This is a genomic window from Marinobacter pelagius (genome assembly GCF_003315345.1).
GTDB lineage: Bacteria > Pseudomonadota > Gammaproteobacteria > Pseudomonadales > Oleiphilaceae > Marinobacter > Marinobacter pelagius_A.
Genome location: NZ_QNRO01000006.1, coordinates 181,314 through 204,778, shown reverse-complemented (window position 1 = coordinate 204,778; position 23,465 = coordinate 181,314). Strand labels below are relative to the sequence as shown.

The 23,465-nt window shown below is 57.7% G+C and carries 30 protein-coding genes; 25 read left to right on the top strand and 5 right to left on the bottom strand.

Going from position 1 to position 23,465, the window contains the following annotated elements; translation table 11 throughout:
- The first annotated feature begins 108 nt into the window (after window positions 1-108).
- The 7 genes from DET50_RS19765 to DET50_RS08030 all read left to right on the top strand — a co-directional run bounded on the left by DET50_RS19765 (window position 109) and on the right by DET50_RS08030 (window position 2,977).
- Window positions 109-255 (top strand): CPBP family glutamic-type intramembrane protease, encoded by a 147-nt coding sequence (locus tag DET50_RS19765; protein WP_404932725.1) that lies wholly within the window; start codon window positions 109-111, stop codon window positions 253-255.
- Between the two features lie 70 nt (window positions 256-325).
- Complete coding sequence (locus DET50_RS08055) at window positions 326-556, top strand: ChaB family protein (RefSeq protein WP_113862346.1); 231 nt, start codon at window positions 326-328, stop codon at window positions 554-556.
- A 137-nt stretch (window positions 557-693) separates the two neighbouring features.
- A complete protein-coding gene (locus DET50_RS08050; protein WP_113862345.1) occupies window positions 694-936 on the top strand; it encodes a type II toxin-antitoxin system Phd/YefM family antitoxin in 243 nt (80 codons plus the stop codon).
- On the top strand, window positions 933-1,196 hold the full coding sequence (locus DET50_RS08045; protein ID WP_113862344.1) for a Txe/YoeB family addiction module toxin: 264 nt from the start codon (window positions 933-935) through the stop codon (window positions 1,194-1,196). Before DET50_RS08050 ends, DET50_RS08045 begins: the two co-directional genes overlap by 4 nt.
- On the top strand, window positions 1,196-1,621 hold the full coding sequence (locus DET50_RS08040) for a GNAT family N-acetyltransferase (RefSeq protein ID WP_113862343.1): 426 nt from the start codon (window positions 1,196-1,198) through the stop codon (window positions 1,619-1,621). The genes DET50_RS08045 and DET50_RS08040 overlap by 1 nt, the downstream gene beginning before the upstream one ends.
- A 57-nt stretch (window positions 1,622-1,678) precedes the next feature.
- A complete protein-coding gene (locus tag DET50_RS08035) occupies window positions 1,679-2,185 on the top strand; it encodes a hypothetical protein (RefSeq protein ID WP_113862342.1) in 507 nt (168 codons plus the stop codon).
- A gap of 42 nt (window positions 2,186-2,227) precedes the next feature.
- The gene (locus DET50_RS08030; protein ID WP_113862341.1) at window positions 2,228-2,977 is read left to right on the top strand and encodes an endonuclease NucS domain-containing protein; all 750 of its coding nucleotides are present in this window, start codon (window positions 2,228-2,230) and stop codon (window positions 2,975-2,977) included.
- 55 nt (window positions 2,978-3,032) lie between these two features.
- Here DET50_RS08030 and DET50_RS08025 read toward each other — a convergent pair whose 3' ends face one another.
- Window positions 3,033-3,356, bottom strand: coding sequence for a thioredoxin family protein (locus tag DET50_RS08025; protein ID WP_113862340.1), 324 nt, complete (start codon window positions 3,354-3,356; stop codon window positions 3,033-3,035).
- A 93-nt stretch (window positions 3,357-3,449) separates the two neighbouring features.
- On the opposite strand from DET50_RS08025, the gene DET50_RS08020 reads away from it, so the two are divergent.
- From DET50_RS08020 to DET50_RS07960, 13 genes are all read left to right on the top strand, one after another.
- Window positions 3,450-3,716 (top strand): DksA/TraR family C4-type zinc finger protein, encoded by a 267-nt coding sequence (locus DET50_RS08020; RefSeq protein WP_113862339.1) that lies wholly within the window; start codon window positions 3,450-3,452, stop codon window positions 3,714-3,716.
- Between the two features lie 159 nt (window positions 3,717-3,875).
- Window positions 3,876-4,304: a GFA family protein gene (locus DET50_RS08015; RefSeq protein ID WP_113862338.1), complete on the top strand. Its 429-nt coding sequence runs from the start codon at window positions 3,876-3,878 to the stop codon at window positions 4,302-4,304.
- 82 nt (window positions 4,305-4,386) lie between these two features.
- The gene (locus DET50_RS08010; protein ID WP_092002643.1) at window positions 4,387-4,719 is read left to right on the top strand and encodes a YnfA family protein; all 333 of its coding nucleotides are present in this window, start codon (window positions 4,387-4,389) and stop codon (window positions 4,717-4,719) included.
- Between the two features lie 92 nt (window positions 4,720-4,811).
- Window positions 4,812-5,480 (top strand): dihydrofolate reductase family protein, encoded by a 669-nt coding sequence (locus DET50_RS08005; protein WP_113862337.1) that lies wholly within the window; start codon window positions 4,812-4,814, stop codon window positions 5,478-5,480.
- A 4-nt stretch (window positions 5,481-5,484) separates the two neighbouring features.
- The gene (locus DET50_RS08000; protein WP_113862336.1) at window positions 5,485-5,967 is read left to right on the top strand and encodes a VOC family protein; all 483 of its coding nucleotides are present in this window, start codon (window positions 5,485-5,487) and stop codon (window positions 5,965-5,967) included.
- Between the two features lie 46 nt (window positions 5,968-6,013).
- A complete protein-coding gene (locus DET50_RS07995; protein ID WP_113862335.1) occupies window positions 6,014-6,421 on the top strand; it encodes a PaaI family thioesterase in 408 nt (135 codons plus the stop codon).
- A gap of 131 nt (window positions 6,422-6,552) precedes the next feature.
- Window positions 6,553-6,792: a hypothetical protein gene (locus tag DET50_RS07990; protein WP_113862334.1), complete on the top strand. Its 240-nt coding sequence runs from the start codon at window positions 6,553-6,555 to the stop codon at window positions 6,790-6,792.
- Window positions 6,793-6,912: 120 nt separating this feature from the next.
- Entirely contained in the window at window positions 6,913-8,169 is a 1,257-nt protein-coding gene (locus DET50_RS07985; protein WP_113862333.1) for an MFS transporter, read from the top strand.
- A complete protein-coding gene (locus DET50_RS07980; RefSeq protein WP_113862332.1) occupies window positions 8,166-8,858 on the top strand; it encodes an aspartate/glutamate racemase family protein in 693 nt (230 codons plus the stop codon). The genes DET50_RS07985 and DET50_RS07980 overlap by 4 nt, the downstream gene beginning before the upstream one ends.
- Window positions 8,859-8,871: 13 nt before the next feature.
- The gene (locus tag DET50_RS07975) at window positions 8,872-9,615 is read left to right on the top strand and encodes an SGNH/GDSL hydrolase family protein (protein ID WP_113862331.1); all 744 of its coding nucleotides are present in this window, start codon (window positions 8,872-8,874) and stop codon (window positions 9,613-9,615) included.
- A 181-nt stretch (window positions 9,616-9,796) separates the two neighbouring features.
- Window positions 9,797-11,194, top strand: coding sequence for a hypothetical protein (locus tag DET50_RS07970; protein WP_147252199.1), 1,398 nt, complete (start codon window positions 9,797-9,799; stop codon window positions 11,192-11,194).
- A 178-nt stretch (window positions 11,195-11,372) separates the two neighbouring features.
- Entirely contained in the window at window positions 11,373-11,999 is a 627-nt protein-coding gene (locus tag DET50_RS07965) for a class I SAM-dependent DNA methyltransferase (protein ID WP_113862329.1), read from the top strand.
- On the top strand, window positions 11,980-12,849 hold the full coding sequence (locus DET50_RS07960; protein WP_113862328.1) for an AraC family transcriptional regulator: 870 nt from the start codon (window positions 11,980-11,982) through the stop codon (window positions 12,847-12,849). Before DET50_RS07965 ends, DET50_RS07960 begins: the two co-directional genes overlap by 20 nt.
- Here DET50_RS07960 and DET50_RS07955 read toward each other — a convergent pair.
- From DET50_RS07955 to DET50_RS07945, 3 genes are all read right to left on the bottom strand, one after another.
- Window positions 12,808-13,401, bottom strand: a complete 594-nt coding sequence (locus DET50_RS07955; RefSeq protein WP_113862327.1) for a LysE family translocator — start codon at window positions 13,399-13,401, stop codon at window positions 12,808-12,810. The genes DET50_RS07960 and DET50_RS07955 overlap by 42 nt on opposite strands.
- 81 nt (window positions 13,402-13,482) lie before the next feature.
- Window positions 13,483-14,394, bottom strand: coding sequence for a pirin family protein (locus DET50_RS07950; protein ID WP_113862326.1), 912 nt, complete (start codon window positions 14,392-14,394; stop codon window positions 13,483-13,485).
- Between the two features lie 67 nt (window positions 14,395-14,461).
- Window positions 14,462-16,480, bottom strand: coding sequence for an oleate hydratase (locus tag DET50_RS07945; protein WP_220150130.1), 2,019 nt, complete (start codon window positions 16,478-16,480; stop codon window positions 14,462-14,464).
- A gap of 140 nt (window positions 16,481-16,620) precedes the next feature.
- On the opposite strand from DET50_RS07945, the gene DET50_RS07940 reads away from it, so the two are divergent.
- The 5 genes from DET50_RS07940 (at window position 16,621) to DET50_RS07920 (ending at window position 21,286) form a co-directional block, all read left to right on the top strand.
- Window positions 16,621-17,652, top strand: a complete 1,032-nt coding sequence (locus tag DET50_RS07940; RefSeq protein ID WP_113862325.1) for a threonine aldolase family protein — start codon at window positions 16,621-16,623, stop codon at window positions 17,650-17,652.
- 52 nt (window positions 17,653-17,704) lie between these two features.
- Window positions 17,705-18,493, top strand: a complete 789-nt coding sequence (locus DET50_RS07935; protein ID WP_258546078.1) for an alpha/beta fold hydrolase — start codon at window positions 17,705-17,707, stop codon at window positions 18,491-18,493.
- A gap of 128 nt (window positions 18,494-18,621) precedes the next feature.
- On the top strand, window positions 18,622-20,196 hold the full coding sequence (locus DET50_RS07930) for a glutamate synthase-related protein (protein ID WP_113862324.1): 1,575 nt from the start codon (window positions 18,622-18,624) through the stop codon (window positions 20,194-20,196).
- A 16-nt stretch (window positions 20,197-20,212) separates the two neighbouring features.
- Entirely contained in the window at window positions 20,213-20,722 is a 510-nt protein-coding gene (locus tag DET50_RS07925; protein WP_220150129.1) for a methylated-DNA--[protein]-cysteine S-methyltransferase, read from the top strand.
- A gap of 159 nt (window positions 20,723-20,881) precedes the next feature.
- Window positions 20,882-21,286, top strand: a complete 405-nt coding sequence (locus DET50_RS07920) for a bacteriohemerythrin (protein ID WP_113862322.1) — start codon at window positions 20,882-20,884, stop codon at window positions 21,284-21,286.
- A gap of 13 nt (window positions 21,287-21,299) precedes the next feature.
- Here DET50_RS07920 and DET50_RS07915 read toward each other — a convergent pair whose 3' ends face one another.
- Window positions 21,300-23,357: a dehydrogenase gene (locus tag DET50_RS07915; RefSeq protein ID WP_113862321.1), complete on the bottom strand. Its 2,058-nt coding sequence runs from the start codon at window positions 23,355-23,357 to the stop codon at window positions 21,300-21,302.
- Between the last annotated feature and the right edge of the window lie 108 nt (window positions 23,358-23,465).

Genomic DNA, 23,465 nt, shown 5'->3' with positions numbered 1-23,465 from the left:
CTTCGGAATAGCGTGGCATGAATGCTCCCATGCCGCCCCTGATTGGTTAAATTCAGGCGAAACCGCCTACTGGACAACTAGGCTGACAGAGGGGGGGATCCGTGGTTTCTGGTTATCGTAAGCGCTATGGGGGTTACCTGTGGCTACGCATACGTTCTTTCCCGCTCTATCTGGGTTCCGGTAATCATTCACTGGGCGGCGGTAACGGTTTGGGTGCTTTTTCTTGGCGGCAGAAATCTTGTGCTGGAGTTGTAACCTTTCGCCCTGCCCCGGTGCTTACAGATGCTAGCCTTGTAATGACGCAAGCGTTTTGGAGGTAGGCCCCATGCCCTACAACAGCAATTCGGAATTACCGGCCAGTGTACGCAACAATCTGCCAGCCCACGCCCAGGAGATTTATCGAAAGGCCTTCAATTCCGCTTGGGAAGAATATAGCGATCCTGAAAATCGACGTGGCAGTTCAGGGCGGGAAGAAACGGCCCATAAGGTGGCCTGGGCGGCGGTAAAAAACGAGTACCACAAGGAAGGTGAGAAGTGGGTGAAGGATAAAACCTGAGGATAGACCGGCACAAACCTATTTCTGCTCGGAATGCGGCAGTCCGGTGACTAGCCGGCTGATTTCAGCGTTCGTCTTGACGTACGTACATAAAGGCGTACACTTTGATCAAAAGTTGAACATACAAGAGGTGCGTCATGACCGGAATCACAGCAACTGAGGCGCGCAGCAATCTTTATCGGTTGATTGATGAAACTGCCGAGTCCCACCAACCAATAGTCATTACGGGTAAACGGAACACTGCAGTCTTGATATCCGAGGAAGATTGGTCCGCAATTCAGGAAACACTCTTCCTGCTCTCGGTACCTGGTATGCGAGAGTCTATTCGTGAGGGGATGGATACCCCCGTGGATGAATGCAATGAGGAGCTGGACTGGTGACATGGAAGTTGGTTTACACCAAACAAGCACAGAAAGATGCAAAGAAACTGGCCTCCAGCGGCCTCAAACCAAAAGCCCAGGAATTGTTGACACTGATTTCAGAAGACCCGTACCGCAAACCACCTCCGTTCGAGAAGCTCATAGGTGATCTCTCGGGGGCCTATTCACGCCGCATCAATATTCAGCATCGCCTCGTCTACCAAGTGCTTGAGGAGGAGCGAGTGGTGAAGGTTCTCCGGCTCTGGAGCCACTACGAATAATGCACATCAGGCCTGCAACCGCCGAGGATGGATTGGATGTCTATTCGCTGGCCCGTTCATTCCAGTCAATTGCCTCCTCTTTTACAGAGTTTGATACGACTTTTTGTGCCCTGCTCGATTCCAGGGATCACCGCGTATGGGTTGCCGAATGCCGTGGTACTGTCGTTGGCTGGCTGCACGCATTCATTGCTTTACGAGTTGCAATTAGCCCATTCGTAGAAATTGGAGGCCTCGTAGTTAAGGAAGACTACAGGCGTGCAGGAGTTGGCTCTGCGTTGGTTCACGAATCAGCTGAGTGGGCCAGGTCGGAAGGAATGGCTCTCCGTGTACGCTGTCACTCGGAAAGAGAAGAAACTCATGGTTTCTACCAGGACTTCGGCTTCAAGGTAATTAAGCAACAATTGGTATTTGAACTTAACCGATAACGAGGGCTGCTCAATAAACCGGGACAGTTCTATTTGCCCATCACAAATGGATGATAAATGATCAACTGGCAGTATTTTCCTAAATCCGACGAAGCGCCCTCTATCGTTCACACTGTAATCGATGCTTTTGAAGAGGCTTCCAAAAGAATTGATTCATCCAAATTCGATCTGCCCAGTAATGACGTCCTGGCAGAAGTCTGCAGTCGACTTCAAGCCGCAGAATTTGACGTAGAAACGGGCAAGAAAAAATCCGAAAAGATTTTTGTACCAGTACTCTTTGGGCTCAACGGCAAGCCCGAAAAATCATTTGAAGCTGATGCATACCACCGACAAGAGGAGTTTGTGCTTGAGGTGGAGGCAGGCCGGGCAGTAGTGAACAATCAATTCCTGAAAGACCTGTTCCAAGCATGCATGATGCATGGAGTAAATTATCTTGGTATTGCTGTCCGAAATGTGTACCGGAATAGCAACGATTTTGATCGGGTCATCCGTTTCATCGATACTCTGTATGCAAGTAGTCGGATTCGTCTTCCACTCAAGGGAATTCTGATCATAGGGTATTAGATGCATAATCAGGACTGCAGCCGGTAAATTCCGAGGGGTCGCATGGCATCACTTTACGACAAACCAGTTCGTACTCTCATGCACGATATGGTGCATGAAATTGGTTTAACACCGGACACGGTCCTTTCTCGTGATCGCGTGCGTTCCTGGTTCCGGGAGAACTACCCAAAGATCAAAGAAGGAACGATTGCCGCGCACCTGCTCCGGATGTCAGTGAATTCTAGAAGCCGGGTTCATTATGGGGCAAAGCCGGGAGAGGACGACCTGTTCTTCCAGGTCGACCCAAAACATTTTCGTTTGTACCAACCCCAGACCGATCCAGCACCAATCTATCCAGGCAATGATGCCGAACCGACTGTAGAAGAAGAGGTTGGGGAGCTAACAGAGGCAGGAAGTCCAGAGTTCGCCTATGAAAAGGACCTTCAAAACTATCTCGCCAAGAATCTCCATCTCCTAGAGCCGGGGCTCACTCTTTTTGAAGATGAAGGCATTAATGGCCTTGAGTTCCCTGCCGGTGGCAGGTTTATTGACATTCTGGCCACTGACTCCAGAGGCAACTTCGTTGTCATAGAGTTAAAAGTTTCCAAGGGGTATGACAGAGTCGTGGGTCAGTTGCTGCGCTATATGGCCTGGATACGAAAAAACCAAACTGAATCTGGTCAGCTGGTTCGAGGCATTATCGTTGCTCGACATATCTCCGAAGACCTGCTGCTCGCTTGCTCGGGAGTCCAGGGCGTGCGGTTATTTGAATATGAGCTTTCGGTCAGCCTGCGTGAGGCGAGACTGGAATAATGATTTCAAAAAGTTGGGAATAGTCTTTTTTTCATCTGATAGCGCCGGCACATCCTCATAGAATTTTTCTCAGTGCACCCTCGATCTCGCCGCTACTCTCCGGACGCACTACCCGTGCCACTTCCTCACCATCCTTAAGAAGAATCAGCGACGGCCAGAGCTTCACTCCAAATGTCCGCCCCAACCTGCGGCCTTTGCCATCCTCAACCTTCACATGCGGAACGTCCGGGTGGTTGTCCATGGCTGCCTTGATGTCTGCCTGCGCACCCTTACAGAACCCGCACCAGTTGGTACCGAATTCGATCACCATAGGGCCCGTGGCCTGGTCCAGCTCGTCACGGCTCAGGGTTTCGGGTGTATATTGGCTGGTATAGGACATGGTGTTTCCTCGTTGGGTTATCGGCAATCTTGGAGCGCCTGCACTCGAATGATAACGTTTGGTGGTTTCAGTCATCCAGATTCCGGAGGGCTCATGGCAGGTGGATGGTCACGTGATGGTGCGGTTCAGGAACAGATCGACGCAAGCGTTGAAGACGAAATTCAGCGCGCACGCAGCCAGTTAGCCGTGGGCGAGAGCGCCACGGAATGCGATGAGTGTGGCGCCCCGATTCCGGAAGCCCGGCGCAAGGCCATTCCCGGTGTCCGGTTGTGCATTGACTGCCAGTCGGCCCATGAAAAACAGCAGACCCACTCTGGCAGCATCAATCGCAGAGGCAGTAAGGACAGCCAGCTTCGATAACCTGTTGGTTTCGCCTGTAATCGGGCACCCCCATGGCTACCGGAATCACCGCAACCGAGGTGCGGGGGGAAGGCCTTTGGCTTTTAGCTACTGAAACAACCGCTTATATTTGCACTTAACCCATACCGGGTCCTACTCCACTCTTAATCGGAATAACCCATGAACGGCGAATGCCTGTGCGGCAAAGTGCAATTCGAGATCCAGGGCGATCTCCCCAACCTCTACCAATGCCATTGCTCCCTCTGCCGCAAGGCCACCGGATCTGCAGCCAACGCGGCTACCTTTGTTCACCAGCAAGATTTCCGCTGGCTCTCGGGCCAGGACAGGATCACCTCGTTCCAGAAACCAACCGGCTATCGCAGTGATTTTTGCTCCGTGTGTGGCAGCCCGGTTCCCAACCAGTTGAGGGGCACCGAGCTGGTCTGGATTCCCGCCGGGTTGCTGGAGGAGGATTTCGATGCGGTGGTGAATGTCCATCTTCACCTCAACTCAGCTGCGAAGTGGGAACGCGATTCTGAGAACTGCGTCCGGCTGGGCGCTGGCCCTGAGAGTCTGGATGCCCTGAATCAAGCGCTCAACTGCACATAAGCCTGACCAAGCAGTGACCTGTCAGTAGACTGACAGTCTGATCTCATAAATGCCGCCAACCAATCAAAAGGAGCCCCCCCCAGTGCCTGAATTGAAAACCCTCGGTCTGTTTGTCGTCACCGCCCTGGCCGAGATCGTTGGCTGTTACCTGCCCTACCTCTGGCTTCGGGAGGGCAAAAGCATTTGGCTGCTCGTGCCCGGCGCCCTCAGCCTCGCGCTCTTCGCCTGGCTGTTGTCGCTTCATCCGACAGCGGCTGGGCGGGTGTATGCGGCTTATGGCGGAGTCTACGTCTTTATGGCGATACTGTGGCTCTGGGCGGTTGACGGTATCCGGCCTACCGGCTGGGACATCCTTGGCTCGGCCGTGGCCCTGCTGGGTATGGCGATCATCATGTTTGCGCCGAGAAGCAGCTAAGCTGGTTCATACCCAAAATAAAACCTGCTGTCGATTTTGCGGTGCTCCACACGACTACTGGTTGCAAGAACGCAAACCAGGAGGATGGACTCATGCGAAAAGTGATTGTTGGCGCCATGGTGTCGCTGGATGGCGTGATGCAAGCCCCCGGCGGCCCTGAAGAAGATCCTACCGGCGGATTCGGCTACGGCGGCTGGGTTGCCCCGATAGTGGACGAGGTATTTGGCGAAGAGATTGACCGCATGTTCGGTCAGCCCTTCGACCTGCTGCTCGGGCGCAAGACCTATGAGATTTTTGCCGCCCACTGGCCCTACGCCGAGGACGGACCAGACGATTCGATCGCCAAGACCTTCAATTCGATCAACAAGTACGTTGCCACCCGCAAAGGCCTGGATCTGACCTGGCAGGGCTCGGTGGCCCTCAATGACGCGGCGGCCGATATTGCGAGGCTGAAGCAGGAGGATGGTCCTGCGCTGGTCACGCAAGGCAGTTCGGATCTGCTGCAGACGCTGTTTGCCAACGACCTCGTCGATCAGATCAATGTCTTCACCTTCCCGGTCGTACTCGGCCACGGCAAGAAGCTGTTTGGCAATGGCACCAAACCAGCCGCATTCAAGCTGGCCGCCAGCCGTATTTCACCAAGCGGCATCGTCATCGGGCGCTATGTGCGCGATGGCAAGGTGGCAACCGGTGACTTTGCCATGGACCCGCCTACTCCGGCGGAAATCGCTCGCCGGGACAAGATGCGGCAGGAGGGCTAACGCGATGGAACATGCAAAGAATACCATTTGTCTCTGGTTCAACGGCGGCGCCGAAGAGGCGGCCCGCTTTTATGCGAAAACTTTTCCCGATTCATCGGTAGGCAGAATTCTCCGCGCTCCGGGAGACTTTCCATCCGGCAAGAAAGGCGATGTGCTGACCGTGCAGTTCACCGTGCTGGGCATCCCCTGCCTCGGGCTCAACGGCGGCCCTGCCTTTACCCACGATGAGGCCTTTTCCTTCCAGGTTGCCACCTATGATCAGAAGGAGACGGACCGCTACTGGAACGCAATTGTCGGAAACGGCGGCGAAGAAAGCGCCTGCGGCTGGTGCCGGGACAAATGGGGCATCTCATGGCAGATTACGCCGGTGGCTCTGACCGAAGCTATCGCCGACCCGGATCCCGCAGCGGCAAAGCGCGCGTTTGATGCCATGATGGAGATGGGGAAGATCGATATTGCGGCCATTGAAGCGGCACGCCGGGGTTAATGACGGTCACCGCAACAACAGGTCTCAGATGCGAGGAACTCAGGAAATGAGCGAGTTACTGGAGTTTGGAAAAAAGATACTGAAGAACCAACCCTTCAGCGCCCTGCTCGGCACCGAACTGGAGGTCATCGAGCCCGGAACCGCCGTTCTCTCGCTTGCCATCAGGCCGGACTTGAGACAGCAGCACGGCTTTGTGCATGGAGGCGTTGTCAGTTACCTGGCTGACAACGCACTGACCTATGCAGGGGGCTCTGTCCTAGGCGATTCGGTGACCTCTGAATACAAGATCAATTACCTCCGCCCTGCGATCGGGGACAAGCTAGCCGCCAAGGCCACAGTCCTTTCGTCGGGAAGGAACCAGGCAGTCTGCCAGTGCACCGTTATCGCGAATGGCGATGCCGGTGAGCGCACGGTTGCGGTTGCCCAGGGCACGATCAACAAGGTTGACCGGTAATCGAGCATCTCGCCCTGTACAAAAGTTGATCGTAATAGCGGCAGCAGGAGCCAACTCGTACTATTTTCAAGTGAGTGACCAGAGGAACGATTGCTCTCTGGTCCCCCATACACGCAGGGAGCTCATTTCATATGAATAACTTACCCGATGTCGGAGAAAGGATCAGTGCCGGCGAGTCCGCCAGCATTGAAAACACCCATACCGCCAAACTCTCGATCAGTCTGTTCTGTGGTGACGCCTGTCGGGTCGATATTGACCTGGGGCCTGGTCAGGTTCTGGAGTTTACGGCCGGCAATTCAGACGCAAAGGTTGTCCTTCACCATGGTGATCCTGCTAACCTACTGATCATCAAGCCGGAATCTGCATCCTGAAGGTGAACGCAGCAAGCGCATTCGGGGTGCCCGGATCACGAAGGTGAAGCAAGACCAGGGCAGTACAGACAGGAACCGAAACGGACCGAAAGCCTGAAATTTTTATAGGGCGGAGGCGGCATGAAGTTTCCTTCGAGTACAGCATTCGCGATTTTCGGGGCGGCGCTGATCGCCATCAGTTATGGGCTCGCGCGCTTTGCCTTCGGTTTGTTTGTGCCGCCGATCCGATCCGAGCTGGAGCTGTCGGCAGAAGTCATCGGTATCATCGGTGCCCTGCCCCTCATCAGTTTTCTGTTTGCCACAATGGTCGCGCCCTCCGCGGCCGACCGTCTCGGTGCCCGCAACACAGCGGTGATTTCGGGCTGTTTTGGTGCCGCAGGCCTGACACTGATCAGCCAGTCCGCGGGGGCGCTGTCCCTCGGCATGGGTGTGTTCGCCTGTGGCATCTGTACCGGCCTGATGATGCCGGCGCTTACCGCCGCCATGCAGGCCTTGGTGAAACGTTCACTGCATGGCCGCGTGAGTTCGGTCATGAATGCCGGAACCAGCATTGGTGTCGCCGTTGCGGTACCCGCGGTATTGTTTCTGACCGGCGCCTGGCGCTATGCGTACCTTTCATTTGCCATCCTGGCCGCTATCGGGGTGGTTGCCACCTGGTTTTTCATTCCCTCGGTGTCTCGGGTGACACCGTCGAACGCCGCACCGCCGCCTCCGATCAGCGCCCTGCAGTGGGCGCGCCTGATTCGGCTCGCGCTTTTTGCTTTCGTGATGGGTTTTGTTTCCGCCGCCTACTGGATTTTCGCACCGGATCTGGTGGTCAATCTGGGCGCCCTGTCGTCCGACGCAACCGGCTGGCTGTGGCTGGGCGTGGGCATTGCGGGTCTCGGGGGCGCCGTGGTGGCGGATCTGGCAGATCGAAACAACCCGCCCATCACCCAGGCCCTGATGCTGATGATGCTGGCTGCAAGCCTGGCCTTGCTGGCCGCCAGCCCCGATCGGCTGGCCATCGCGATATTCTCCGCGCTGGTCTTCGGCCTGGCTTATATGAGCCTGACAGGGCTTTATCTGATGACCGGCATCCGCCTGTTGCCGGGCCGGCTGTCCATGGGGCCGGTTCTGCCTTTCATGGCCGTCTCACTCGGGCAGGCAACCGGCTCGCCCGTGGTGGGTATGCTGGTGAATGAATTCGGTTATGGCGATGCCTTTGCCATATTCGCCGCCACCGGCATTCTGGCGGCGATGTTGTCGCCATTTTATCCGCGCTCTATTGATGATGGGTCCGAGGAAGAGGATGAAACCGGCCTTCAGGCTGCTTATGATAACCAGCTTCAGCTCGAGGAAGATGAATCGATGAAAGTGAAAGGTCCGACCGTATGAAGACCATTGGCCTGCTGGGCGGGATGAGCTGGGAATCGACCCAGACCTATTATTGGCTGCTCAATGAGCACGTAAAAGCACGCCTCGGCGGGCTGCATTCTGCAAAGCTCATTCTTTACAGCGTAGATTTTGCCGAGATCGAGGCGCTCCAGCACCAGGGCAACTGGGCCGGGACAGCGGACATCCTGTCCCGGGCCGCCCGTGCGGTTGAACAGGCCGGGGCGGAGTTTCTGGTGATCGGCACCAACACCATGCACAAGGTGGCACCGGAGATTGAACAGGCCAGTGGGATTCCCCTGCTTCATATTGCCGATGCAACGGGCCGAGTTCTGAAGCGGGATGGTGTTTCCAACGTGGGATTGCTGGGTACGCGTTTCACCATGGAGCAGGACTTTTACCGGGAACGCCTGGAGCAGGCCGGAATCCGGGTGATCGTTCCGGATGAGCCGGAGCGGGAAATGATTCACCGGGTCATCTACGAGGAGCTGTGCCAGGGTGCAATCAACGATTCGTCAAAACAGGCGTACCTGGAGATCGTCGCGGCCCTCGCCGAACGGGGCGCGGAGGCGGTCATCCTCGGCTGCACCGAGATCGGGCTGCTGATCCAGCAAGCAGACACGCCGGTCGCCCTCTACGACACCACAGAAATCCATGCCGCTCAGGCCGTTGAGAAGGCGCTTGATACTTGATTGAGGCTTACCCATGCACCTTCCCTTCTGGCTGACCACGGCCCTGCTGTTCCCGGTATTGCTATACCAGGGCAAACGTGCCCGGCGGGACACGCCACGACTCCCGGAAGCCCAAGGCGCCCCCGGCGGCCAATACGGCGAAGGCGCGCCGGTGTTCCGGGTGCTGGTTATCGGCGAATCCACGGCAGCCGGTGTGGGTGTGACCATCCATGACCAGGGCCTCGCCAGCCAGTTGGCGTCGCAGTTGCACGAGCGCTCCGGTCAGACCATCGCCTGGCATACCTTCGGACTGAACGGCATTCGTCTGGGCGAGCTGAACGAGAAGCTGGCAAATGCAGATCTTCCGGAAGCCGATGTGGTGTTGCTCAGCATGGGCGTTAACGACACCACCGGGTTCACCCCGAGGTTCCGGTTCCGCCAGCAGCTGTGGGTCCTTCGCGACCTGCTCGCTCAAAGCTATCCGTCACCAGTCTATCTACTGAGCGTACCTCCGATGCATCTGTTTACCGCATTGCCCTCACCCCTCAGGCATGTCATGGGTTGGCGGGCGCGGCAGCTGGACCGGCTGTACCAGGAACTGGCGCACCAGGCGCCGGACGAATTCCGCTATCTGACCTACCCGACCATCACCGACACTTCGATGCTGGCGAATGATGGCTATCATCCGAGTGAGAAGGGTTACCGTGCGATTGCAGAAGCGCTGGCCAGCGGAAACTGGCTACCTGACCACGGTCGATCCCACGAAAAGGTCGCCTGAAGCGTACGCTGGCTTCAGTCAAGGACTCCAAATACGTCGATATTCTTTACAGTTCCTCACTCGTGGATAGCGACCCTGAACTGGCGAGGTCTGTTTTCAGTAAACATCTTATTCCGTGGCTTTCATCTTGCTTTCAACCACCTTCTGGCAGGCGTGTCGGGTACTGACAGAGGGTTTGATTATGACCTGGATAGCAAAGGGAGCTGGAATCCTGGCTCTGGCAGTAACCATAGGGGGATGCGGAGGCTCTTCATCCAATGATTCAAGCGAAAGCGAGGCCACCGGCGATGAGCTGGTGACTTTGTCCGGGCGCGCCGCAGTTGGTGCACCGATCGCAAATACCACAATTGATGCCCGATGCGAAGGTGGAACGGGTTTTACAGAGAATGTTGAAACGGACGCTTCCGGCGGTTTCAGCGGGCAAGTTGCGTCTTCAGCTCTACCATGTGCCCTGAGGGTGAATGCTGGCACTGAGTACGAAATGCTGCACAGCTACGCAAGCTCAGCGGGCACCGTCAACATCACTCCATTCACGGATTTGATTATCGCCCTGGCATCTGCACGAGACCCGGAAATCTGGTTTCAGCAGGAAGATTATGCCGTCGTCACTGACAACCTGAATCAAGCAAAAAGCGAGTTCCTTCAAGCGCTGATCCAAGCAAGCTACGACATTCCGGCTGATGATTTCGATCCTTTCCATTCCAGTTTCGCCATAGGTGACGCAGTCGACCGACTACTCGATGCCTTCTCGCAAGCTGCAAGAGACCTTGTGAATATTGCGTTCTATCAGGAGCTTGTCGACCTAATTTCTAGCGGTAACCTTGAGTCTATTCCTCCCGCACCCCAGATTCCGGGTGATGGCGGTTCAGGTGGCGGTGATGGCGATGGCGATACTGGAGGCGGAGACGGAGGCTCTACCGATCAGGCCTGTTACACCCCGCAAACTCGGCCACCAGGAACTATTATTGAGTTCCAGCAACAGTTTTACGATACCGTGACCGGCGAGCCTTTCGGAATTATGGAATTCAGACAGGAACTGCTTGGACCGGTTGAATTCCGTGGGGAAGATACCTTGGGGATTTTTGTTCAAGATCTGAGCTTTGATCCAAATGATCCAGGATCAACAACATACGTTTCTTTGGATAGCTCCGCGATGCTTGAACGGACTCATGGTTCCACAAGCGTGGACTCAGTGACAGGCGGGGATACCACAAGCTGGTACGAACCAACCTTCAATTTCCCTTATGGACTTACTCCTGGTGAGTCCTACAGTCAGTCTGTCTCGATGTATATGTCAACTGACGGCGGTCCAGAAACGTTTTTACTACAGTTGGAGTCCACCATTGAATATATAGGAAACGAAACGATTACAGTGCCAGCAGGAACTTTTGAAGCCTGTAAATTTGTAGCTACTACTACTAGTAGTGACTCGACCCAAACCAACAGTTCAACGGCAGCAAGTTGGTACAATGTCGGGGATGGGATTCCGCTTCGCACCGCCATCGTGACAGAGAGCGGCGAAGTAACAGAGGTCGAACTGATAAGCCTCTCAATCGATGGAGTTCAGCAGTTACCCTGAATATGGTCGAAGCCAGCAATAGCTGAGAAAAACCAGCCCTATCAGATGAAACGGTAGGGCTGTTTTTTTTCACTAAAGTTTATTCGTCCAGATATTCTGGAATTACCTTATTTCATCTTGAACATCAGCCCAAACGCCGCATAATCGAGTAAGTTTCTCAACCAAAAACGGCAGCTTCATGAGCAAAGACTACTTCGCCCACAAGGCAGACACCTACGAGCAGAACCGCGATCGCGTTGATAACGTCACCAACATCGCCAACACCATTCTGGAAAAGGCGCACATTGAGCCCTCCATGCACCTGATGGATTTCGGCTCCGGAACCGGGCTGTTGCTGGAAAGGATCGCGCCTCACGTGAAGAAAATCACGGCGGTGGATATTTCCCCTTCCATGAACCGCCAGCTCTCTGAAAAGCGGGCTTCACTGAACTGTGAGCTGGAGATCAAGGAGATTGATCTGGAAAAACAGTCAATCGACGAGCGCTTCGACGGCATCATCTCCTCCATGACCATGCACCACGTCAGGGATATTGATGCCATGTTCCGACGGTTCCGGGAGCTGCTGAAGCCGGGTGGCTTTATCGCCATTTCCGATCTGGACAAGGAAGATGGCACCTTCCATAGTGAAGACACCGGCGTTTTCCATTTTGGTTTTGAGCGGAATGAAATCGCCCGTGCTGCTGAAAAGGCAGGTTTCTCCAGGGTTGAAGTAGTGTCCGCCAGCGCCATCGAAAAAGAAGATCGGAGCTATCCGGTGTTCTTGCTGACTGCGAGCGCCAATTCAGATGAAAACAGCCACCAGTAAAAGCAAACCCATATTCTGGCGAGACGCCCGCCTGCCCCATGTGGAGCTGCGCAAGGTCGCCGACGGTCGCAAGGTTTGCTATGCCCCGCACACTCACACCCAGTGGTCGATGGGCGCCATAACCGGAGGCAAGAGTACATTTCAGTACCGGGATGATCATTACCGTGTCCAGGCGGGGGATCTCGTGCTGATGAATCCCGAGTGGGTCCATACCTGCAATCCCATCGACAATCAGCCGTGGGCGTATCTGATGTTATATGTGGATACGACGTGGCTGACAGACCTGCGGTTCCGGGCGGGACTGCTCCCGGAACCGTGGTGGCAGGACATCTCCACTGCAGTGATATCGGATCCCGCCTGGTTTGAACGTTACTGCCAGTTGGCCGAATGTCTGCTGGAACCGGGGCATGAGTTGCTTGAGAAGCAATCGAAGCTTGTGGAATTTCTTTCAGACCTGATGCATGAACTGGCGAGCCAACCCGTCGCAACAGCACCAAAGACTCCAGAGATTCTCGCTGACCTCGCCCGCTATCTGGACGACCACGCAACGGATGATGTTTCGCTGGACACCCTTTGCGAGCTGTCCGGGTTCAGCCCGGGCCATCTGATCCGGGCGTTCAAACAACATTTCGGACTCACGCCCCACGCCTATCTGGTGAACCGTCGCGTGCAACTGGGGCGCCATGAACTCAAGAACGGTTCCGCCATTGCCGAGGCAGCCCTGAACGCGGGCTTCGCCGACCAACCGCATTTCCAGCGTGTCTTCAAACGGCTGATGGCAGCAACGCCAAACCAGTACCGGCGCGCTTCAGCCGATCACAAGGTACAGACAGCTCGCCGCGAGCAGTAAAGCCAGCATCCGGTTTACAGTTACCAACACCAAGGGCCGTTGAACCTGTTTCCGGAGAAAGGCACCCGCATAAACCCAGCACGCCAGGGAGAGCCAGCAAATCGGCAGGTACACCGAGGCGAACAACAGCACCTGGGGCCAGTCATTAGCGCTCGTATAGGCGCCGATGCCGGAAGCCGAGGCCAACCAGGCCTTGGGATTGAGCCACTGCATCAACGCCCCGGTCCCGAAGCCGGGTGCCTTTTCCGCCGCAGTCTCGGGCAAGTGGCCGCTATCGAGGGCCAGTTTCACACTCAGATAGAGCAGAAATGCCACGCCCGCCCACCTCAGAAATGCCTCAAAGGCCGGCACCAGGGTCAGAAGGGAGTAAAGTCCCAGCCCAACGGAGATGAACAGTGCGATAAAGCCGATGGTGGCACCGCTTACGAAGATCAGCCCCCGCGAAACGGGGTAACGGGTTCCGCTGCTGAGGCATACCAGGTTAACTGGCCCCGGCGATATGGATGCGGCCAGGGCAAAGGCGGACATGGGCAGGATCAGTGAAAGGCTCATTGGAAAGGGTCTCCGTTCAGGTCATGGAGAAAGTCTGTCCCAAACGGTGCTCGTGGTATTGAACAAAATTGCGGATGCACGCTAGTAGGGAATGAATTCCTCCTCATCGCCCACGACTTTCGCAAACCGCTCTGCCCGCCAGTCATCCTTCCCCTGCTCGATCCGCTCCTTCCTGGACGACACAAAGTTCCACTCGATATAGCGCCGGCCCACGGGCTCACCGCCAATCAGGGCAATGCGGGTGTCTTCCGCCGCGGTGATACAAACACCAGGCTCAGGCGCAAACACGGTCATGCTGTGGGTTGGTAATTCCGAGCCATGCGCCTTGAGCGACCCGCTCGCCACATAGACTGCCCGCTCAGGGGCATCGGGCAACTCCAGAGTCTGGCCGGCCTTCAGGGTAGCCTCCAGGTAGAGGGTTTCACTGAGGCTGCGCACCGGCGAGGTCAGGCCATAGGCGCTGCCAATCATCACCCGGACGGGGACACCGTTGATATCAGTCGCCGGGATATCGTCACTGGGGTAATGATGGAACGCCGGGTCGGTCTCCTCGTGTTCCTCCGGCAGTGCCAGCCACAATTGCAGGCCGTGCAGTCTGTGGTCTGTCGCCGTGACTTCGGGGCGTTCCCGTTCGGAATGGGCGATGCCCCGGCCGGCAACCATCAGGTTGATATCGCCGGGCCGGATCGGCTGGCAACTGCCCACGGAATCCCGGTGCAGTATCTCGCCCTCGAAGAGGTAGGTCACCGTGGCGATACCGATGTGCGGATGAGGACGAACGTTGATGCCTTCGCCCGCGGGAAAATCCGCCGGCCCCATTTCATCAAAGAAGATCCAGGGCCCGACCATTCTCTGCTTCGCCGTTGGCAGCAGTCGGCGCACCGAGAACCCGCCCAGCTCTGCGACACGGGGGCTCAGGATCTTCTGGATGGCGCTGCATGGCGCTTCGATAGCATCGCATTGCTGCTCTGCGTACTTCAGGGAGTTACTCATGGCACCGCTCCGGTGGACTTGATTTCCTAATGTTGGCCCACCGGAGGATCATTGGGCAACCGAGTTGTCAGAAACGCCCGCGAATCTTCTCAATCACGCTCTGAATTCGGTCCTTGGCGTCGTTCAGGGTGTTACTGTCCCCAAGCACCTCACGGACGGCATTGAGCTGTTGCTCGAACAAGCCGTGCTTTTCCACGTCCCCACTGTCCTCGTCCTGCCCCAGTGGCAGTATGTGCCGGAAGTAAGTCCCTCCCAATACCCGCCGAAGCAGGCCCTCGCCGAGGAAAGGTTCGTCGTTGTTGAGAGTGCGGGTGGCGCGCAACAGGCGGCGGATGTCGTACTGGCCGGGATAGATATCCGGTACCTGCTTGGGAATTTCCAGCAAGCTGTAGACTCCGACCCGTGCCGTCCGCACCGAGCTTTCCAGGGTGAAAACCACGTCGTTCGGGGTTTCCACGAACTGCCCCATCAGGGCAAGGTTGGTGCAGCCTTCCGGAACGATCTCGGGGCGGTCGCCCTGGGCCCTCGGCATAAACTGGGAGGTGATGTAGGGCATCAGGGCAATCCGGGTTTTGGTGGCCGCGATGACGTCGTCCACCTGATCGATCAGGCCCAGGTGATAGCAGAGTTCCGTCAGCACTTCCTGACCGGTGCATTCCGGCATGGGCTTTTTGACGTAATCGCCGGGCTTGTCCATGAGCAGGGCATATACCCACAGCACGATCACGTCATCCGGCTGATCGGGGAAATGCGGCTGGCGATTGCAGGTGAAGCTCATCAGCCAGGATGAGTCGGTGAAGGTGATGATGCCACCGGTAGCGGTAAACCCGGAATACGGGTCGTTCACCGAGAGCTCCTTGAGCTTGTCCATCAGGGGTGATGGCTTGCAGGTCAGCGTCACCGATTCCCAGGTGGATTGCGGCACGTTGCCACAGAACTTCTCGGGCCGGCCAAACCCCTCGGACTGGCTGGCCAGGTTCTTCCACAGCTGCCAGCCCGAAGCCTCGCCCGGTTCCTTCTTGTCATTCAGTACCGGTGCGGTCTCGTCATCCCCATAGGCGGTATCTTCGGTCATCGAGCCGGTGGTAACGAACACCAGGTCCCGTTTGCGCACCCGGATGGTTTTCTCACCCTGCTCGGTCTCGCACTCGATCCCGGTAACCGTGCGCTGGCCTCCCCTGGTACTGAATTTCAGGTTCGAAACGATGGTGTCGTACTGGATCTTCACGCCCTGCTCTTTGAGCCAGTTCATCAGCGGGCGGACGAAGCTGTCGTACTGGTTGTAGCGGGGGAAGACCAGCGAGGTCATGTCGTTGAGCCCGTCCATGAGATGCAGGAAACGATGCATGTAGAGCTTCATTTCCAGTACCGAATGCCAGTTCTGGAAGGCGAACATGGTGCGCCAGAAGGTCCAGAAATTGGTTTCCAGGAAGCCCTCGCTGAACCACTGTTCGACGGTGACGTCGTCCAGGTCCTCCTTGCGGGCCAGCAGCAAGCGGATAACCTCCAGCTGCTGCTTGCGGCTCAGCCCCATAGTGGAGAAATCCGCGACCTGCCCCTGGTTTTCCAGCAGGCGGGCTTTTGACCAGTTCTTGTCCGGATCGTTGACCAGGCGGTACTCGTCGAGCACGGTAAACGGCTCCGGCAGCTCCAGGGCCGGAATCTCGGAGAACACATCCCAGAAGTTCTGGTAGGTCATCTCCATTTCACGACCACCGCGGACGATATAGCCTTCCTCGGCATTGCCTGCTCCATCCAGGGAGCCACCCTCGATCGATCCTTCTTCGAGAAACACAATGTTCTCAGCGGGCATGTGGCCATCGCGAATCAGAAAGAAAGCCGCCGCCATGCCGGCAATGCCACTGCCGATAATGTAGGCGCGGCGGTCTTCTATGCCCTCGGTAGGCAGTGGCCGGTGATTGACGTAGGTGCCGTGCAAGTCTGCCGGAGGAAGTGGGGTATCGATCCCGTTATGCAGGTGCGTGGCGGTAGCATCCGGAGATGCATTCACGCCACGGGCTTTCAGGGCGCGAATGTGGGCGTCGAGGCTGGGATCTGGAACTGTCCGTTTCTTTGAGTCGGTCACGCTGACTTCTCCTTTGTGATAATGGCTATCCCTATGGTGAATCTCATAAGCTTAATTGACGGATGACACACATCAACTCGATGTCAGTTATCAAAAAACGGTAATCTGTTAACCCAATCCCCGAGACAGGAGTACCCGGCGTGTCCGATTCCGAACAGTTCGCCAGCGATAACTACAGTGGTGTTTGCCCCCAGGCCTGGGCTGCCATGGAGCAGGCGAACCGGATGGACGAACCCGCCTACGGGGAGGACAGCTGGACCCAGCGGGCCGCGGATGGCCTGCGTGCGTTGTTCGATACCGACTGCGATGTGTATTTCGTCTTCAACGGCACCGCCGCCAACTCGCTGGCCCTGGCCTCCATCGGGCAGTCCTTTCACAGTGTGATCTGCCATGAGCTGGCACACGTCGAGACCGATGAATGCGGTGGCCCGGAATACGCCTCCAACGGTGCCAAACTGCTCCTCGGCGAGGGGCCGGATGGCAAACTGACGCCGGAGAGCATAGAGCACCTGGTGACCAAGCGCACGGACATCCATTACCCGAAGCCCAAGGCCCTGAGCCTGACCCAGGCCACGGAAGTGGGTACGGTCTATACCCCGGAGGAACTGAAAGCCATCCGTGCCGTGGCAGACAAGCACCGGCTGAACATTCACATGGATGGTGCCCGCTTCGCCAATGCCGTGGCGGCGCTGGATGTGCACCCTTCCGAGATCACCTGGAAAGCCGGCGTGGATGTGTTGTGCTTCTCCGGCACCAAGAACGGGCTGGCCCTCGGTGAAGCCGTGGTGTTCTTCAACCGGGACCTCGCCGAGGACTTCGAGTGGCGCTGCAAGCAGGCCGGGCAGCTGGCCTCCAAGATGCGGTATATTTCCGCCCCCTGGTGCGGGCTACTGGAGAACGAGGTCTGGCTGGCCAACGCCCGCCACGCCAATGCCTGCGCCGCGCGACTGGAAAAGGGCCTGGCCGGGTTGCCGGGGGTGAGCCTGCGCTACCCGAGACAGGTGAACGGAGTGTTCGTAGAGATGCCGGAACCGGTCCAGGCCGCACTGCGAGCAAAGGGCTGGCGCTTCTACAACTTCATTGGCGGCTGTGCCCGGCTGATGTGCTCCTGGTCCACCAGTGAGGCCCAGGTGGACCGTTTCCTGGCAGATTTGCGGGAATTGGTGGGCTGATTTCGGCCATTCCGACGTTGAATAAAAACTGAATGAATCTGGAGAACCTGTCTTGAACGTTCAGGACTGCTTTGTTGATGTACCCGGGGGTGAGCTGTTCGTTCGCTCCTGGACCCCAGCCGGCACCGAAGACCGCCCGCCCATGGTGCTGCTTCATGACTCCCTTGGGAGCGTGAAACTCTGGCGGGATTTTCCCGAGGCGTTGGCGCGCCGGCTTGAGCGGCCGGTGATTGCCTACGATCGCCTGGGTTTCGGCCAGTCTTCCCCGCGTGAAGGGCTGCCTTCCCAACGCTTTATCGAAGAAGAGGCGGAGATTTATTTTCCGGCCCTGAGGGAAGCCCTGGGCTTTACAAAGTTCCTGCTCTTCGGCCACAGCGTAGGCGGCGCCATGGCGATCATAATTGCCGGCCGGTTTGGTGAGGCCTGCGAGCTGGTCATTACCGAGGCCTCCCAGGCCTTTGTGGAGGAACACACCCTGAACGGCATCCGGGCCGCCAAAGTCCAGTTCCAGAAACCGGGACAGATGGACAAACTGGCCCGCTACCACGGCGACAAGGCCCGGTGGGTGCTGGAGGCCTGGACCGAAGTCTGGCTGGACCCGAGCTTCCACCACTGGAACCTGGAGCCTTTCCTGCCGCGGGTGCGCTGCCCTGTGCTGGCCCTTCACGGCGACCACGATGAGTTCGGTACCCTGGAGTTTCCCCGGCGTATTGCCGAAGGGGTTAAGGGGCCCTCTGCCAAGGGCATCCTCGAGAACTGCGGCCATGTTCCCCATCGGGAGCAGCAGCCGAAAGTTCTTGGGACCGTTGCCGCCTTCGTGACAGAGCATCTGGCGAAATAAACGGAATCCCGCCCATTGGCGGGATTTGCCTTCTTCAGCCACACTTTCCCCCGTATTGGTCCGATCAACACCCGGCCAACGTACTCCCCTGTAGCCTTAATTCATTCAACGGTTCAGGAGCCTGTACCATGGGAAAGCCAGTCATTGCCGACAACAAGCCCACCAAGGTCAAGCTGGAGAAAGGCGAGGAATATCTGTTCTGCGCCTGCGGCCGGTCGGATGATCAGCCGTTCTGCGATGGCTCCCACGCCGGAACCGGCATCACGCCTCAGAAATTCGTGGCGGAAGATAATGAAGAAGCGGTGCTGTGCCAGTGCAAACAGACCGCCAACCCACCCTATTGCGACGGCACCCACCAGCAATTCAGTGATGATCTGGTGGGCAAGGAAGCACCAGAAATCTCCGGCGATTCCGAGGAATCCGGCAAGTCCGGAAAACAGGACAAGGCCCCCAAGGCCAAAGCCACCAAAGAAGAGCCCACTGTGGAGTTCATTCATCAGCTTGCGCGAGAAGGCCTGGAAAGTATGGGTCACCACGGTCCGGTCACCGCCATGGGCGTGCCGCGCCATACCCTGCCCCACTGGGACGACCTGCAAATCATGGTGGCCCAGATGGCCAACAAGCCCCTGATGGAGGACGTGGACGTAGCCACGGAGCTGGTGGTGGGCCCGGAAGCGAAGAAGCCGCTGACGTTGAGCATGCCCCTGCTGGTTTCAGACATGAGCTTTGGCGCTTTGTCCGAGGAAGCCAAGATTGCCCTGGCACGGGGTGCGGAGTTGGCCGGCACCGGCATCTGCTCCGGCGAAGGCGGCATGTTGCCGGAGGAGCAGGAAGAGAACTCCCGGTACTTCTACGAACTGGCCAGTGCCAAATTCGGGTATGAGGAAGACCTGCTCAAAAAAGTCCAGAGCTTCCATTTCAAAGGCGGTCAAGGGGCGAAAACCGGCACCGGTGGCCACCTGCCCGCCAACAAGAATACCGGCCGGATCTCCGAGGTGCGGGGGATTCCCGAGGGTGAGCCGGCGGTGTCGCCGCCCACGTTCGAAGATCTGAGTTCGGTTCAGGATTTCCGGGACTTCGCCGGTCGGGTCCGGGAGATTACCGGCGGCATTCCGGTGGGCTTCAAGCTCAGCGCCAACCACATCGAGCGGGATATCCAGTTTGCCCTGGATGCCGGCGCCGATTACATCATCCTGGATGGCCGTGGTGGTGGCACCGGTGCAGCGCCGGAAATTTTCCGGGACCACATCAGTGTGCCCACCATTCCTGCCCTCGCCCGGGCACGCCGTTACCTGGATAACCATGGCGCCAGCGGTCGCGTCACCCTGATTGTCACCGGTGGCCTTCGTGTGCCAATGGACTTTGTGAAGGCCCTGGCCCTGGGCGCGGATGGTATCGCCGTCGCCAATAGCGCCATGCAATCCATCGGGTGTGTTGCCGCGCGTATCTGCAACACCAACAACTGCCCGGCCGGCATCGCCACCCAGAAAAAGGATCTGCGCCAGCGCCTGGACGCAGACAAGTCCGCCCATCAGCTGAAGAACTTCCTGCAGGGCTCTGTGTCCCTGATGCAGGTGATGGCCCGGGCCTGCGGCCATGACAGCCTTGGCAAGTTCTCCATTGACGACCTTTCCACCTGGAACCGGGATATGGCGCTGCTCAGTGGCGTGCGGTACGCTGGGGTACTGGATCCTTCCACCTGATCAGAGGAGGTGCCCCGTGATCCGTTACGCCATTGACCGCTGCAACCTGGGCTGGGTCCTTGCCGGCGCCGACAACAACGGCCTTTGCACCATCGAGCTGGGCGACGATCCCGATTCCCTGCATTCTGCGCTAGAGATCCGCTTCCCGGATGCCATACTGGCGCCAGCCACCGACGACCTTGATGGCATGTTGCCGAAGGTGGTCCGGTTTATCGACGCGCCACAACAGTCGGGGCTCGACCTGCCCCTTTCTGTCGAGGGCACGGGGTTTCAGAAACGGGTGTGGGAAGCGCTTCAAACCATTCCGCCGGGTGAAACAGTCAGTTACGCCGAACTCGCCAGACAAGTGGGGAACCCGAAGGCGATCCGGGCGGTGGCCGGTGCCTGCGCTGCCAATCGACTGGCCGTGGTCATCCCCTGCCATCGCGTGGTGCGCAGTGACGGCAACCTGAGCGGCTATCGCTGGGGCATAGATCGCAAACGTGCCCTGTTGGAGAGGGAAGCCGCCCCGATTGCTGCGGCCTGACCTGCGCCCCTGTCCGCATATTGCAAATCTGCTGATCCTGCCCACTGTTTGGCGGGATCCCGCCCGTCTTCCTTGATGTCAGTCAATATCCCAATGAATGCGTGTTCATAGGATGGTTCAGGAACCATAACTATAAACAGGAATACAGGGGAGATACCGATGACATTCTGGCCATGGAGTAAAGAGCTTGAAGTCGGAATCGGAGCGATTGATGAGCAACACAAGTGGCTGGTGGATCTGACCAACCAGCTGCATGACGCACTGGAGGGAGGCGCAGATCAGGAGAAAACGAGCGAGATTCTGGAATCCCTCATGGATTACACCATGAACCACTTTATCGTGGAGGAGGATCTGTTCCTGCGTCTGGGCTACCCGGAGACGGACGCCCACAAGGCCGAACACAACAAATTCACCGGCCAGATCATGAGTCTGATCGAACGCCATGAAAACGGCGACTCAGCCGGCGAAGAAACCCTGGAGCTGCTAAAGGACTGGCTGACTCACCACATCCTGAAAGTCGACAAAGCCTACGTGGAGCACTTCCGCGCCCACGGAGTGGGCTGAGTCCGGAGCCCGCTCAGGCGGGCTCCTCTGTTGCCTGCGCCGCCAGGGTCCTCACCCGCTCAAAATCCTCCTCGGTAAATACCCCGTTCACGCCGGAGATGGAGGCCAGCTCCATACCGTGCTTCAGGCCGAGTTTGTAGATTTCCCGCACCTTCTCCCACTCGATGTTCCGGCCCAGTGTGAAGTTCTCGAACCGCCCTTCCAGGGCCAGAACAATTGTCTCCGCCAGGCAGGCATAGGCGATGCCTTTGGGCAGCCCGATGTCTTTCATCTTCGGGTTCCCCGGCAGCTGGATTTCCCCGGATTCGATCACCAGCACATCCGGGCGCTTGGCCACGTCTTCTGCAGGAATATCCAGGGGCCGGGCAACGTCGGTGATCACACAACCGGGCTTCACCTTCATGATGTCCAGGATACGTTTGCCGGCGCCCGAGGTGGCGGTCACGATCATGTCCATATCCGCCAGATCCCGGTTGGTGGTGGCGGCCACATGGACCACCGCGCCCGGGGTTTCCAGTTCAATGCTTTCCTTGAGGGCGAGCAGTTTCGCCGCCTCGGGGGCCACCATGTAGATTTCATCGACCGCCTTGGCCAACAGTCGGGCACAGACCGAGCCAATGGCCCCCGTGGCACCCACCACCATGGCTTTGCCGGCCATCTTGCCACTTTCACCGACATGGACACGGCCCACCTTCTTCGCTGCGTCATGGGCGGCCCAGAGGGCTCCTGAGGCACTGTAGCTGTTACCCGTGGTGATCGGCAATGGCGCCCGCTTGGCCACCGTGATGCCCGCATCCCCTACCACCTTGGTGAACGCGCCGAGCCCCATGATCTGGGCGCCCAGTTTCTTGGCCAGCTTGGCAGCCGCCAGCAACCGGCTGTAGGTGAATTCCGGGCCATGGGCCATGATCTCCCGGGGCGTGCCACCCACGGTGATTAGCCAGCCTTCCACTTCGTCGCCGGTGGGTGAGCGGATACCGGAAACCTTTGAGTAGACGAACGGTGGTGTGTAGGCAATCGCCTTTTCCACCAAGTCCATCACTTTGGGCGGCGACACACTGGCCACCCAGTCCAGGGGCGGAGTCTTGGTCAGGTACTGCTGAGACAACGGGTGAATCACGAAGGCAAACCGGTTTACCCGCCGGTAGCCGTTCGGGTACAGGATCCGCGGTTCAATACCCAGGCTCTGGATGACCTCCAGGAAGTCGTCCGCACCCAGTTGCTCCGGCGTGCGTGACAGGGCGGCGCTGATCATCGCCTCCATCACGTTCACACCGATGGGACGACCCTCCAGCCAGGGGCTGTAGTCCACCACCATGGCCACGCGCCGAGAGCGCATCCAGTCCAACACCGAGTCGGTAACCCGAGAGGTGATGATGGTTTTGCCGTCCAGCTCCTTCTCGGTGAAGCTTTCAAGGTCACCAATCGCACCCACGATCACATGGGAGTCCCGGACTGCACTGTGCAGGGAGCCGGCCACCAGGTTCTCACCCAGGCGGTACAACGGGCTCTGGTGCAATGCGTTGATGGCTTTGACCGCCATCGGCCGGAACATCAGCGGCGCGGTGAGCCGGGTGTAGGTTTCGAGCTGGACGAGGGAGGTCAGGACCCGCGGCACCCCGAAATCCAGGTAAGGATCCGCGAATTGCAGGTTATCGGTGTGTTCGGACAAGGACCTGGCAATCCGATAGCCAGCCTGGCCGTTCAGGAAGAGCACCCGGGCATTGTCAAAAAAATGCCCCAGTTCAGTCTGGGTGTGGCGAACGGCCCATTCCTGCAGGATGCCGCGCAAGCCGGCGCCCGTGGTGACCGGTTTGTCGGGCACGCAGGCTTCCAGCCTGGCGGTTTCCGGGTGCTCCAGTTGTTCCCTGCCCACCTGGTAGTGGTCGTGAATCATGCTCAGGCCGATGGCATCTGCCTGGGGGTGCACGGACTCCAGGACGGATTCGGCCTTTTCGATGTCGCCGTCCGTGCCGATGCGGATCACCCGGAACGCCTGCCCAAGGAATTCGGTTTCCATCTCGTAATCGTATTCGGACGATCCCTGGCTCACACTCACAACCGTTTTCATAGCGGTCTTCCATCCTTCCTGTCGTTCTTGTAATTAGCCTAATCCAGACTGATTCGGTATGTCTTAGCGTAGGTCAAATTTGCGTCCATCGTACAGGGTCTACAATTA